Source organism: Leclercia adecarboxylata (genome assembly GCF_035787115.1).
GTDB lineage: Bacteria > Pseudomonadota > Gammaproteobacteria > Enterobacterales > Enterobacteriaceae > Enterobacter > Enterobacter adecarboxylatus_E.
The window spans coordinates 516237-529654 of sequence record NZ_JALKTL010000003.1; the positions used below are offsets into that span (position 1 = coordinate 516237).

General features: G+C 53.9%; 11 protein-coding genes. All 11 read left to right on the forward strand.

Annotated elements, in window-relative coordinates; genetic code table 11:
* Positions 1-632 precede the first annotated feature (632 nt).
* The 11 genes from leuO (at position 633) to mraY (ending at position 13416) form a co-directional block, all read left to right on the forward strand.
* The gene (gene leuO / locus MXM41_RS13270) at positions 633-1577 is read left to right on the forward strand and encodes a transcriptional regulator LeuO (RefSeq protein ID WP_325932452.1); all 945 of its coding nucleotides are present in this window, start codon (positions 633-635) and stop codon (positions 1575-1577) included.
* Between the two features lie 386 nt (positions 1578-1963).
* Positions 1964-3688, forward strand: a complete 1725-nt coding sequence (gene ilvI / locus MXM41_RS13275; RefSeq protein ID WP_325932453.1) for an acetolactate synthase 3 large subunit — start codon at positions 1964-1966, stop codon at positions 3686-3688.
* Between the two features lies 1 nt (position 3689).
* Positions 3690-4181: an acetolactate synthase small subunit gene (gene ilvN, locus MXM41_RS13280; protein ID WP_032616525.1), complete on the forward strand. Its 492-nt coding sequence runs from the start codon at positions 3690-3692 to the stop codon at positions 4179-4181.
* Positions 4182-4361: 180 nt separating this feature from the next.
* Entirely contained in the window at positions 4362-5366 is a 1005-nt protein-coding gene (gene cra, locus MXM41_RS13285; protein WP_103823241.1) for a catabolite repressor/activator, read from the forward strand.
* Positions 5367-5964: 598 nt separating this feature from the next.
* Positions 5965-6423 (forward strand): division/cell wall cluster transcriptional repressor MraZ, encoded by a 459-nt coding sequence (gene mraZ, locus MXM41_RS13290; RefSeq protein WP_103178262.1) that lies wholly within the window; start codon positions 5965-5967, stop codon positions 6421-6423.
* Positions 6424-6425: 2 nt separating this feature from the next.
* Positions 6426-7367, forward strand: a complete 942-nt coding sequence (gene rsmH / locus MXM41_RS13295) for a 16S rRNA (cytosine(1402)-N(4))-methyltransferase RsmH (protein ID WP_325932454.1) — start codon at positions 6426-6428, stop codon at positions 7365-7367.
* Positions 7364-7729 carry a cell division protein FtsL gene (ftsL, locus tag MXM41_RS13300; protein WP_325932455.1) on the forward strand — a complete coding sequence of 122 codons (366 nt, stop codon included), beginning with the start codon at positions 7364-7366 and terminating at the stop codon, positions 7727-7729. Before rsmH ends, ftsL begins: the two co-directional genes overlap by 4 nt.
* Positions 7730-7744: 15 nt before the next feature.
* A complete protein-coding gene (locus MXM41_RS13305) occupies positions 7745-9511 on the forward strand; it encodes a peptidoglycan glycosyltransferase FtsI (RefSeq protein ID WP_325932456.1) in 1767 nt (588 codons plus the stop codon).
* On the forward strand, positions 9498-10985 hold the full coding sequence (gene murE, locus MXM41_RS13310) for a UDP-N-acetylmuramoyl-L-alanyl-D-glutamate--2,6-diaminopimelate ligase (RefSeq protein WP_325932457.1): 1488 nt from the start codon (positions 9498-9500) through the stop codon (positions 10983-10985). Before MXM41_RS13305 ends, murE begins: the two co-directional genes overlap by 14 nt.
* Positions 10982-12340 carry a UDP-N-acetylmuramoyl-tripeptide--D-alanyl-D-alanine ligase gene (gene murF / locus MXM41_RS13315; protein WP_325932458.1) on the forward strand — a complete coding sequence of 453 codons (1359 nt, stop codon included), beginning with the start codon at positions 10982-10984 and terminating at the stop codon, positions 12338-12340. Before murE ends, murF begins: the two co-directional genes overlap by 4 nt.
* Complete coding sequence (mraY, locus tag MXM41_RS13320) at positions 12334-13416, forward strand: phospho-N-acetylmuramoyl-pentapeptide-transferase (RefSeq protein WP_103823246.1); 1083 nt, start codon at positions 12334-12336, stop codon at positions 13414-13416. The genes murF and mraY overlap by 7 nt, the downstream gene beginning before the upstream one ends.
* The last annotated feature ends 2 nt before the right edge of the window (positions 13417-13418 follow it).

Sequence of the window (13418 nt, forward strand, 5' to 3'; positions counted from 1 at the left end):
CATGCCCCAGATAAATTAGATATGCTTTTAGTGGTACTGGATACGCTCGGCGATGTCAACCCCCGGAAGGTGAAAACGGTCTTTCGGCCTGTCGACCCGCGAAAAGCGAATTAGCTTATTGTGCTGGTTTTTCCCTTTTCGGCAATTTTGTTCTTCTGCGTAATGCCGTTGCATTCATCATCTGACTTATTTGAATATACTTCATTGCAATTACGTAAACTTTAGAAACAATACATCCAGCTTGTGAATGTGTTAACTTTCATTACGTTATCATAATGCTTAGCGTGTTAAGCAGGCGAAAGTAATATCATTGATAGTAAAATGTTAAATATTTAAATTAAAGTGCTATTAATATTTGATTAAAACTTAAATATACCTTAACTGAACGCCATATTGTTTATTTGCGTAAATTATGATTTCATTCGACTCATTAATCGACAGGTATGTTTTTTTACTCATCTGAACATGTTCTCTTGTCTTGTACCTTACTCCTGTCACCGTTGACGGGTATTTATATATTCCTAATTTGTAACATTTCTCTTTTTCTTGTTTTATATGCGTGATAAATCATATTTTTTAAATTTATTGTTGCAGACGAGTAAAGGGAGTTTAGCGTGACAGTGGAGCAGGATATGTCTGAAGAAAAAATTGAAAAACCGGCCGCTTTGGATGGGGCAAAACCGCAGCTCCGCACGGTGGATCTGAATCTGTTAACGGTATTTGATGCGGTGATGCAGGAGCAAAACATCACCCGTGCCGCCCAGTCGCTGGGGATGTCTCAGCCCGCTGTCAGTAACGCCGTCGCCAGGCTTAAGGTGATGTTTAACGACGAATTGTTTGTTCGCTATGGACGTGGGATCCAGCCCACTGCCCGTGCATTTCAGCTGTTTGCGTCAGTACGTCAGGCATTGCAGTTAGTGCAGAATGAGCTGCCGGGATCGGGTTTCGACTCCTCCAGCAGCGAACGTATTTTCCATTTGTGTGTGTGCAGCCCGCTCGACAATTATCTGACCTCGCTTATTTATAATAAAGTTGAACAGGTCGCACCTAATATTCATCTGGTTTTCAAATCATCCCTTAATCAGAATACAGAGCATCAGCTGCGTTACCAGGAAACAGAGTTCGTTATTGGCTATGAAGAGTTCCGCCGTCCGGAATTTTCCTGTATCCCACTGTTCAAAGATGAAATGGTGCTGGTGACCAGCAAAACTCACCCGCGTTTACATGGCGCACTGCTGGAAAGCGATATTTATCGTGAACAGCATGCCGTGGTTGCCCTTGATCGCTATGCATCCTTTAGTCAGCCATGGTATGACACTCCGGACAGGCAGGCCTGCGTGGCCTATCAGGGGATGGCGATGGTCAGCGTTTTAAATGTTGTCTCGCAGACGCAACTGGTTGCCATTGCGCCGCGCTGGTTGGCCGAAGAGTTTGCCGGACCGCTGAACTTGCGAATATTGCCGCTGCCTTTGAATCTGAATTCGCGCACATGCTACCTTTCCTGGCATGAAGCCGCCGGGCGCGATAAAGGTCATCAGTGGATGGAAGAGCTGCTGGTAAGCGTTTGTCGCCGCTAATTACCTTCAGGATAAATAGCTGTGAATCTGTTATTTATCCTGATTTTCTTTTAATTACTGAACTTTTATCCTGTTGTTATTTTTTTTGCTGCCCTTGCAGAGCAGCAAAAATGCATGAATTACTGCACCTCTCCCGTTTTAAATGATGAAAGCTCACTACTCTTCGTTATCGTAGTGGATTTATCCATAACAAATATTAATACCTCATATTTCTTCTTTCTTGTTTATGTACAGGCGCAGGTTTGCTAATTGCCTGCCTTCCGGCGAGCGGTTATGGTAACTGTCACTCTGCACAATAAAAAAACGCCAGGGGTAACCCTGACAAAAAAGACGGCGCATTGTGTGTCTCTGCTGTCCGTCTGAAACGATAAGCCTGGAGGCAAATCATGGAGATGTTGTCTGGCGCCGAAATGGTCGTCCGATCGTTAATCGATCAGGGCGTGAAGCAAGTGTTCGGTTACCCTGGAGGCGCGGTCCTCGATATTTACGATGCGCTACATACCGTTGGCGGTATCGACCACGTTCTGGTGCGTCATGAACAAGCCGCCGTGCATATGGCCGACGGACTGGCGCGTGCGACAGGTGAAGTGGGCGTCGTGCTGGTCACGTCCGGCCCTGGCGCAACGAATGCCATTACCGGCATCGCCACTGCGTATATGGATTCCATCCCAATGGTGGTGCTTTCCGGTCAGGTGGCGACCTCGCTGATTGGCTACGATGCCTTTCAGGAGTGCGATATGGTCGGCATCTCCCGACCGGTGGTGAAGCACAGCTTCCTGGTCAAACAGACGGAAGATATTCCAGGAGTGTTGAAAAAAGCTTTCTGGCTGGCGGCAAGCGGACGTCCTGGCCCGGTGGTGGTTGATCTTCCTAAAGATATTTTGAACCCGGCCAACAAACTGCCTTATGTCTGGCCGGAGTCGGTAAGCATGCGTTCTTACAACCCTACCACCCAGGGTCATAAGGGCCAGATTAAGCGAGCGTTGCAGACTCTGATGTCGGCAAAAAAACCGGTGGTCTATGTTGGCGGCGGGGCGGTGAACGCTCAGTGTGAAACGCAGCTGCGTGCACTTACCGAAAAGCTGAATTTGCCGGTGGCTTCTTCCTTGATGGGGCTCGGAGCGTTCCCGGCCACGCATCGTCAGGCGCTCGGTATGCTCGGTATGCACGGCACTTACGAAGCCAACATGACGATGCATAATTCTGATGTCATCTTTGCCGTTGGGGTACGCTTTGACGATCGTACTACCAATAACCTGGCGAAATACTGCCCGAATGCCACAGTGCTGCACATTGACATCGATCCCACCTCTATCTCTAAGACTGTTCCGGCGGATGTGCCGATTGTGGGCGACGCGCGTCAGGTGCTGGATCAGATGCTGGAGCTGCTGGCGCAGGAGAATTATGTGCAGCCGCTTGATGACATTCGTGACTGGTGGTTGAAGATTGAGCAGTGGCGTGCGCGTCAGTGCCTGAACTACGACACTCAAAGCGAGCACATCAAGCCGCAGGCGGTGATCGAAACTATCTGGCGGCTGACCAAAGGCGACGCTTACGTGACCTCGGACGTGGGCCAGCATCAGATGTTTGCCGCGCTCTATTATCCGTTTGATAAGCCACGCCGTTGGATCAACTCCGGCGGCCTGGGCACCATGGGCTTTGGCCTGCCAGCCGCGCTGGGCGTTAAGCTGGCATTACCAGAAGAAACGGTGGTCTGCGTGACCGGCGACGGCAGTATCCAGATGAACATTCAGGAGCTCTCCACCGCGCTGCAGTACGACCTGCCGGTGCTGGTACTCAATCTGAACAACGGCTATCTGGGCATGGTGAAACAGTGGCAGGATATGATCTATTCCGGTCGCCATTCCCAGTCGTACATGAACTCGTTGCCTGACTTTGTTCGTCTGGCAGAGGCCTATGGCCACATTGGTATGCGTATCAGCAATCCGGCAGAGCTGGAAGCGAAGCTCAGTGAAGCCCTTGCGCACGTTAAAAATAACCGCCTGGTCTTTGTCGATGTGGTTGTGGATGGCACTGAGCATGTTTATCCAATGCATATACGCGGCGGCGGTATGGATGAAATGTGGTTAAGCAAAACGGAGAGAACCTGATATGCGCCGGATATTATCTGTATTACTGGAAAACGAGTCCGGTGCGCTGTCGCGCGTAATTGGGCTCTTTGCACAGCGCGGCTACAACATTGAAAGCCTGACGGTAGCCCCGACGGACGATCCCACGCTTTCCCGCATGACTATTCAGACAGTCGGTGATGCCAAAGTGCTGGAACAGATTGAAAAGCAACTGCACAAACTGGTCGATGTCTTACGGGTCAGCGAACTGGGGCAGGGGGCCTACGTTGAGCGTGAGATCATGCTGGTGAAAATTCAGGCTACCGGTTACGGACGAGAAGAGGTGAAACGCAATGCGGATATCTTCCGCGGGCAGATCATTGATGTCACCCCGTCTATCTATACCGTCCAGCTTGCCGGCACCAGCGATAAACTGGATGCCTTCCTCGCCTCGGTGCGGGATGTCGCAAAAATAGTCGAAGTGGCGCGTTCAGGCGTTGTAGGGTTATCCCGCGGTGACAAAGTGATGCGTTAAGGACGAAAAAGTTCGCCTCAACATTGCCCGGTGTTCGTAACCGGGCTTTTTTTTGCGTACAGCCGCATTTGCGCTGACAATAGCGGTTGCCGCACAGACTATTCTGCGTTTAGATGTTACAAGATTTAGCCATAACCCTGACAAGGTCATGGACTCTTTTATTTTTTTTAAGGGGCAATTGTGAAACTGGATGAAATCGCCAGGCTAGCCGGCGTGTCACGAACTACGGCAAGCTATGTGATTAACGGTAAAGCGAAGCAGTATCGTGTCAGTGATAAGACCGTTGAGAAAGTCATGGCAGTGGTTCGTGAACATAACTACCATCCGAATGCCGTCGCGGCAGGTTTACGTGCCGGACGCACCCGTTCGATCGGTCTGGTGATCCCGGATCTGGAAAACACCAGCTACACCCGGATCGCAAACTACCTTGAGCGCCAGGCGCGTCAACGGGGCTATCAGTTACTGATCGCCTGCTCGGAAGATCAGCCTGATAATGAAATGCGCTGCATCGAGCACCTGCTGCAGCGTCAGGTTGATGCCATTATCGTTTCAACCTCACTACCTCCGGAGCATCCGTTCTATCAGCGCTGGGCCAACGATTCGTTCCCGATTGTTGCCCTCGATCGTGCTTTAGATCGCGAGCATTTCACCAGTGTGGTGGGTGCCGATCAGGACGACGCTGAAATGCTGGCGGCGGAGCTGCGGACTTTCCCGGCTGAAAACGTCCTTTACCTGGGAGCACTGCCAGAGCTCTCGGTGAGTTTCCTCCGTGAACAGGGTTTCCGTACCGCCTGGAAAGACGATCCTCGTAAAGTGGATTTTCTCTACGCCAACAGCTACGAACGCGAAGCCTCAGCGCAGCTGTTTGAGAAATGGCTGGAAACACATCCCATGCCGCAGGCGCTGTTCACCACTTCTTTTGCGCTGCTGCAGGGGGTGATGGATGTGACGCTGCGCCGTGAAGGCAAACTGCCGTCGGATCTGGCGATTGCGACCTTTGGCGATCACGAGCTGCTCGATTTTCTGCAGTGTCCGGTACTGGCTGTTGCCCAGCGTCATCGTGACGTGGCGGAACGGGTGCTGGAGATTGTACTGGCAAGCCTTGATGAGCCGCGTAAGCCTAAACCAGGGCTGACGCGTATCCGCCGCAATCTCTATCGTCGCGGCATATTAAGCCGTTCGTAAGAGTGACAGGGCAGCAAGAACTGCCCTGAATTTATTGCCATTAATTTGTGCAGCTATTCCCTTATTTTTTTTAAGATAATTCTCTAAATTACATCGCCTGCTACGCTTTTTATTTCGCTTTGCTATTTAAAACTTCTTTTCATGTTATTTAATTGTCATAGGTGACATGAATTGTATTATTTTGTTACATAACCGATCGCTAACGCTGAATTATCAACCATTTTTTCCCTTCAGATTTATCGGCATCCGCTTGCCGGCAACCGGCGTGGCAGCAGCGTTGAATCTGGCGCTGTTATCCCCCGACAATATGGCTTAAAATGCCGCCCGCGTCGCAAACTGACACTTTATATTTCGTTGCGATGAGATGAGTGATTTTTAACGATGAAATGCATATTCGAGTTTTTTCTCACAAATATTCATCACGTTAATTTTGCCTCGCCAGTTGTGCAGTTAATAGCCTGATTAACTTCCGTTCGTAAATCAGTAACATTTAGACAGATGACGCGGAAGTCCTGGCTTGACAAGCTTTTCCATCGCTCCGTAAACTCCCTTAAGTGGGAATTTGTGGGTAAAAGTGGTGAGGAGGGGTGAGACTGGCATGTTCCGTGGAGCGACGTTAGTCAATCTCGACAGCAAAGGACGTTTGTCGGTACCAACCCGATATCGCGACCAGCTGAACGAGAGCGCTTCTGGTCAAATGGTCTGCACCATTGACATCAACCACGCCTGCCTGCTGCTTTACCCCTTGCCTGAATGGGAAATCATTGAGCAAAAGCTGTCTCGACTGTCGAGCATGAACCCGCAGGAGCGCCGCGTGCAGCGGCTGTTATTGGGGCATGCCAGTGAATGTCAGATGGATAGCGCAGGGCGTTTACTGATTGCGCCAGTGTTGCGGCAGCATGCCGGTCTGACAAAAGAAGTGATGCTGGTCGGACAGTTCAATAAATTTGAACTGTGGGATGAAACGGCCTGGTATCAACGGGTCAAGGAAGATATCGACGCTGAGCAGTCTGATTCCGCAACATTGTCGGAACGATTGCAGGATTTGTCTCTATAAATATGATGGAAAATTATAAACATACGACGGTGCTACTGGATGAGGCCGTCAATGGCCTGAATATTCGTCCTGATGGCATCTATATTGATGGCACTTTTGGCCGGGGTGGCCACTCGCGTTTGATCCTTTCCCAGCTGGGTGCGGAAGGCCGTTTGCTGGCTATTGATCGCGATCCACAGGCAATTGCTGTGGCGAAAGCCATTGATGACCCACGCTTTTCTATTATCCACGGTCCTTTCTCTGCGCTGGCTGATTACGTCAGCGAGCGTGATTTAACCGGCAAGATCGACGGCATTCTCCTCGACCTTGGCGTCTCCTCACCGCAGCTTGACGATGCTGAACGCGGCTTCTCCTTTATGCGTGACGGTCCGCTGGATATGCGTATGGATCCGACCCGCGGCCAGTCTGCTGCCGAGTGGCTGCAAACCGCCGATGAAGCCGATATCGCCTGGGTGATCAAAACCTTCGGTGAAGAGCGTTTTGGCAAACGTATTGCCCGCGCCATCGTTGAGCGTAACCGCATTGAGCCCATGACCCGCACCAAAGAGCTGGCGGAAGTGATCGCGGCGGCAACGCCGGTGAAGGACAAGTACAAGCACCCTGCCACCCGCACTTTCCAGGCGGTGCGCATCTGGGTGAACAGCGAGCTGGACGAGATCGAGCAGGCGCTGAAAAGTTCGCTTAGCGTACTGGCCCCGGGCGGACGTCTGTCGATTATCAGCTTCCACTCGCTGGAAGATCGCATTGTGAAGCGTTTTATGCGCGAGCAAAGCCGCGGCCCGCAGGTTCCGGCCGGGTTACCGATGACCGAAGAGCAGCTTAAAAAGCTGGGTGGCCGTCAGCTGCGCGCATTAGGCAAGTTAATGCCGGGCGAAGCCGAAGTGGAAGAGAACCCGCGCGCGCGTAGTTCAGTGCTGCGTATAGCAGAAAGGACCAGTGCATGATCGGCAAAGTGGCAGATACCCTCAGCAAGGTCAAAGAGACGTTAGGCAGCACCGAGCGTCATGCCTTGCCGGGCGTGATCTGGGACGATCTGTTGCGTTTCGGCAAGCTGCCACTGTGCCTGTTTATTTGCATCATCGTGTCGGCGGTCACGGTTGTGACCACCGCCCACCATACCCGTTTATTAACGGCGCAACGCGAGCAGCTGGTGCTGGAGCGCGACGCGCTGGATATCGAGTGGCGAAATCTGATCCTCGAAGAAAATGCGCTCGGCGACCATAGCCGGGTAGAACGGATCGCAACGGAAAAGCTGCAGATGCAGCATGTTGATCCTTCTCAGGAAAATATCGTAGTACAAAAATAAGGAAAAACGCGACGCATGAAATCCGCGGCGAAGGCACTAAAACCAAAACGTCAGGAAGAACAGGCCAGCTTTATCAGCTGGCGTTTTGCGTTGCTGTGCGGCTGCATTTTACTGGCGCTGGGTTTCCTGCTGGGACGCGTGGCTTGGCTGCAGATCATTGCGCCTGACATGCTGGTGCGTCAGGGGGATATGCGTTCCTTGCGCGTTCAGGAAGTTTCGACGTCACGCGGTTTGATCACTGACCGCTCCGGGCGTCCGCTGGCGGTCAGCGTGCCGGTAAAAGCGATCTGGGCGGATCCTAAAGAGCTGCATGATGCTGGCGGGATCTCGCTGGATAACCGCTGGAAAGCGCTGTCAGACGCGCTGAAAATGCCGCTCGATCAGCTGGCGGCGCGCGTCAATGCCAACCCGAAAGGGCGCTTTATCTATCTGGCGCGTCAGGTAAACCCTGATATGGCCGATTACATTAAAAAATTAAAGCTACCCGGCATTCATCTGCGTGAAGAGTCGCGTCGCTACTACCCGTCCGGGGAAGTGACCGCCCATCTGATCGGCTTCACCAACGTCGATAGTCAGGGTATTGAAGGCGTAGAGAAGAGTTTCGATAAATGGCTCACCGGTCAGCCCGGCGAGCGCGTGGTACGTAAGGACCGTTATGGCCGCGTGATTGAAGATATCTCTTCAACGGACAGCCAGGCGGCGCACAATCTGGCGCTGAGCATCGACGAGCGTCTGCAAGCGCTGGTTTACCGTGAACTGAACAACGCCGTTGCTTTTAACAAAGCGGAATCCGGCAGCGCCGTGCTGGTGGATGTTAATACCGGCGAAGTGCTGGCGATGGCCAGCAGCCCCTCCTATAACCCGAACAACTTTGCCGGTACGGCCAAAGACGCGATGCGTAACCGCTCAATCACTGACGTGTTCGAGCCGGGTTCAACGGTGAAACCGATGGTGGTGATGACAGCCCTGCAGCGCGGCATCGTCAATGAAAATACCGTGTTAAATACCGTGCCTTACCGAATTAACGGCCACGAAATCAAAGACGTGGCGCGTTACAGCGAATTGACCCTGACCGGGGTTCTACAGAAGTCGAGTAACGTCGGCGTTTCTAAGCTGGCGTTAGCGATGCCGTCCTCAGCGTTAGTAGAAACTTACTCACGTTTTGGGCTGGGAAAAGCGACCAATTTGGGGTTGGTCGGAGAACGCAGTGGCTTATATCCTCAAAAACAACGGTGGTCTGACATAGAGAGGGCCACCTTCTCTTTCGGCTACGGGCTAATGGTAACGCCGTTACAGTTGGCGCGTGTCTATGCAACGATTGGCAGCTATGGCATCTATCGCCCGCTCTCAATTACCAAAGTTGATCCCCCGGTTCCCGGTGAGCGTATCTTCCCGGAATCGATCGTACGTACCGTCGTTCATATGATGGAAAGCGTGGCGTTGCCCGGCGGCGGCGGCGTGAAGGCGGCGATCAAGGGTTATCGAATCGCGATCAAAACCGGTACGGCGAAAAAAGTCGGGCCGGATGGCCGCTACATCAATAAATACATTGCATATACCGCAGGCGTGGCCCCTGCGAGTAATCCGCGTTTTGCGCTGGTGGTGGTCATCAACGATCCACAGGCGGGTAAATACTACGGTGGCGCCGTTTCCGCGCCGGTCTTCGGTGCCATCATGGGCGGCGTACTGCGTACCATGAACATTGAGCCGGACGCGCTGACAACGGGCGAGAAAAATGAATTTGTAATTAATCAAGGCGAGGGAACAGGTGGCAGATCGTAATTTGCGCGACCTTCTTGCTCCGTGGGTAACAGGTTTACCTGCGAGAGAACTGCGGGAGATGACGCTGGACAGCCGTGTGGCTGCGGCGGGCGATCTTTTTGTGGCAGTTGTTGGTCATCAGGCGGACGGGCGTCGGTATATCCCGCAGGCGATAGCGCAAGGTGTAGCTGCCATTATTGCTGAGGCAAAAGATGAGGCCACTGATGGTGAAATCCGTGAAATGCACGGCGTGCCGGTCATCTATCTCAGCCAGTTAACTGAACGTCTCTCCGCACTGGCGGGACGTTTTTATCACGAACCTTCTGACCGGTTGCGTCTGATTGGCGTGACCGGTACCAACGGTAAAACCACCACCACGCAGCTGATCGCGCAGTGGGCGCAGCTGCTGGGTGAAACCAGTGCGGTGATGGGTACCGTGGGTAACGGCCTGTTAGGCAAAGTGAACCCAACAGAAAATACCACCGGCTCTGCCGTTGACGTACAGCATGTGCTGGCCAGTCTGTCGGGGCAGGGCGCGAGCTTCGCGGCGATGGAAGTCTCTTCCCACGGGCTGGTTCAGCACCGTGTCGCAGCATTGAAATTTGCCGCCTCAGTGTTTACTAACCTGAGCCGGGACCATCTTGACTACCATGGCGACATGGAAAACTACGAAGCGGCAAAATGGCAGCTGTTTGCCACGCATCACTGCGGCCAGGCAATTATCAATGCCGATGACGAGGTTGGGCGTCGCTGGCTGGCTAAGCTGCCGGATGCCGTTGCGGTCTCAATGGCCGACCACATCAACCCGAACTGTCACGGTCGCTGGTTGAAGGCCACCGAGGTGACCTGGCACGACAGCGGCGCGACCATTCGCTTTGCGTCGAGCTGGGGCGACGGCGAAATCGAAAGCCGTCTGATGGGCGCATTCAACGTCAGCAACCTGCTGTTGGCCCTCGCGACCCTGCTGGCACTGGATTACCCGCTGGCGGATCTGCTCAACACTTCTGCGCGCCTGCAGCCGGTTTGTGGGCGTATGGAAGTATTTACCGCACCAGGCAAACCAACGGTCGTGGTGGATTATGCCCATACCCCGGATGCGCTGGAAAAAGCGCTGGAAGCGGCGCGCCTGCACTGCGCCGGTAAACTGTGGTGCGTTTTCGGCTGCGGCGGCGATCGCGATAAAGGCAAACGTCCGCTAATGGGGGCGATTGCCGAGCAGTTCGCGGATATTGCGGTCGTGACCGATGATAATCCGCGTACGGAAGAGCCGCGCGCCATTATCAACGACATTCTGGCCGGTATGCTGGATGCGGGACGTGCCCGCGTGGTGGAAGGTCGCGCAGAAGCGGTGACCAACGCCATCATGCAGGCTAACGAGAACGATATGGTTCTGCTGGCAGGTAAAGGCCACGAAGATTATCAGATCGTGGGTACCAACCGTCTGGATTACTCCGACCGGGTTACCGCGGCGCGTCTGCTGGGAGTGGTGGCATGATTCGCGTAACGCTGGGCCAGCTTGCGACGATCCTGCGCGCCGACGTCAGCGGCGACGATCTGAACTTCGATGCGGTGACCACCGACACCCGTAAAATCACCCCTGGCTGCCTGTTTGTGGCGCTGAAAGGTGAGCGTTTCGATGCGCACGATTTTGCCGACCAGGCGAAAGCCGCGGGCGCGGGTGCGCTGCTGGTAAGCCGTAAACTGGATATCGACCTGCCGCAGGTAGTGGTGAAAGATACCCGCCTGGCGTTTGGTGAGCTGGCGGCATGGGTACGCCAGCAGGTTCCAACGCGCGTTGTAGCGCTGACCGGTTCCTCCGGCAAAACCTCGGTTAAAGAGATGACGGCCGCCATCCTCACGCAGTGTGGTAACACCCTCTATACCGCAGGCAATCTGAACAACGATATCGGCGTGCCGATGACGCTGCTCCGCCTGACGCCCGAGCATGAATATGCGGTGATCGAACTGGGCGCTAATCATCAGGGCGAAATCGCCTGGACCGTGAGCCTGACGCAGCCGGAAGCGGCGCTGGTGAATAACCTTGCGGCGGCGCACCTTGAAGGCTTTGGCTCGCTCGAAGGCGTGGCAAAAGCGAAGGGCGAGATCTACACCGGTCTGCCGGCAAACGGCATCGCCATTATGAATGCCGATAACAACGACTGGCTGAACTGGCAAAGCGTTATCGGGGATCGTAAAACCTGGCGCTTCTCGCCTAATGCTGCCAACAGCGACTTCACCGCAAACAACATTCATGTGACCTCCCACGGCACCGAATTTACGTTGCAGACCCCAACCGGGAATGTAGAGGTGCTGCTGCCGCTACCGGGTCGTCACAATATCGCCAACGCTCTGGCGGCAAGCTCGCTGGCGATGGCCGTCGGCGCGCCGCTGTCTGCTATCAAAAGCGGGCTTGCGAACCTCAAAGCCGTGCCCGGCCGCCTGTTCCCTGTCCAGCTGGCGGAAAACAAACTGCTGCTGGATGACTCCTACAACGCCAACGTCGGCTCCATGACTGCCGCCGTACAGGTGCTGTCTGAGATGCCGGGCTATCGTGTGATGGTCGTCGGTGATATGGCCGAGCTGGGCGATGAAAGCGAAGCCTGCCATCTCCAGGTAGGGGAAGCGGCGAAAGCCTCCGGTATCGACCGCGTGTTAAGCGCCGGTCATCTCAGCAAATTTATCAGCCAGGCCAGCGGCGTCGGTGAACATTTTGCCGATAAGGCGGCGTTGATCGCTCGTCTTAAGGCGCTGGTTGCAGAACAACAAATAGTGACAGTTTTAGTGAAAGGTTCACGCAGTGCTGCCATGGAAGAGGTTGTGCACGCTTTACAGGAGAATGGGACATGTTAGTTTGGCTGGCCGAGCATTTGGTCAAATATTATTCCGGCTTTAACGTCTTTTCTTACCTGACGTTTCGCGCCATTGTCAGCCTGCTGACTGCGCTGTTCATCTCGCTGTGGATGGGCCCGCGCATGATTGCCCGTCTGCAAAAACTCTCTTTCGGTCAGGTTGTGCGTAACGACGGTCCGGAATCACACTTCAGTAAACGCGGCACGCCGACCATGGGCGGCATTATGATCCTCACCGCGATTGTGGTGTCGGTCCTGCTGTGGGCGTATCCGTCAAACCCGTACGTCTGGTGCGTGCTGGTAGTGCTGATAGGCTACGGGATTATCGGCTTTGTCGATGACTACCGCAAAGTGGTGCGTAAAGATACCAAAGGGCTGATTGCTCGCTGGAAATATTTTTGGATGTCGGTGATTGCGCTGGGCGTGGCATTTGCCCTTTACCTTGCAGGAAAAGACACTCCGGCAACCGAGCTGGTGGTGCCGTTCTTCAAAGACGTGATGCCGCAGCTGGGGCTGTTCTACATTCTGCTGGCTTACTTCGTGATTGTCGGTACCGGCAACGCGGTGAACCTGACCGATGGTCTGGATGGTCTGGCGATTATGCCAACCGTCTTCGTCGCGGCAGGCTTTGCGCTGGTGGCATGGGCGAGCGGCAACATGAATTTTGCCAGCTATCTGCACATCCCGTATCTGCGTCATGCCGGTGAGCTGGTGATCGTCTGTACGGCGATTGTCGGCGCAGGCTTAGGCTTCCTGTGGTTTAACACCTACCCGGCGCAGGTCTTTATGGGCGACGTGGGTTCACTGGCCCTGGGCGGCGCGCTGGGTATCATCGCCGTGCTGCTGCGCCAGGAGTTCCTGCTGGTGATCATGGGCGGTGTGTTCGTGGTGGAAACCCTGTCGGTGATCCTGCAGGTGGGGTCATTCAAGCTGCGCGGACAGCGCATATTCAGGATGGCACCTATCCATCACCACTATGAACTGAAAGGCTGGCCGGAACCGCGCGTTATCGTGCGCTTCTGGATTATTTCGCTGATGCTGGTGCTGATTGGCCTGGCAACGCTGAAGGTACGTTAATC

Coding starts and splice junctions, on each gene's coding strand:
- rsmH (WP_325932454.1), top strand. CDS start 6,426: ATGATGGAAAATTATAAACATACGACGGTGCTACTGGATGAGGCCGTC.
- ilvI (WP_325932453.1), top strand. CDS start 1,964: ATGGAGATGTTGTCTGGCGCCGAAATGGTCGTCCGATCGTTAATCGAT.
- mraZ (WP_103178262.1), top strand. CDS start 5,965: ATGTTCCGTGGAGCGACGTTAGTCAATCTCGACAGCAAAGGACGTTTG.
- mraY (WP_103823246.1), top strand. CDS start 12,334: ATGTTAGTTTGGCTGGCCGAGCATTTGGTCAAATATTATTCCGGCTTT.
- murF (WP_325932458.1), top strand. CDS start 10,982: ATGATTCGCGTAACGCTGGGCCAGCTTGCGACGATCCTGCGCGCCGAC.
- ftsL (WP_325932455.1), top strand. CDS start 7,364: ATGATCGGCAAAGTGGCAGATACCCTCAGCAAGGTCAAAGAGACGTTA.
- leuO (WP_325932452.1), top strand. CDS start 633: ATGTCTGAAGAAAAAATTGAAAAACCGGCCGCTTTGGATGGGGCAAAA.
- MXM41_RS13305 (WP_325932456.1), top strand. CDS start 7,745: ATGAAATCCGCGGCGAAGGCACTAAAACCAAAACGTCAGGAAGAACAG.
- ilvN (WP_032616525.1), top strand. CDS start 3,690: ATGCGCCGGATATTATCTGTATTACTGGAAAACGAGTCCGGTGCGCTG.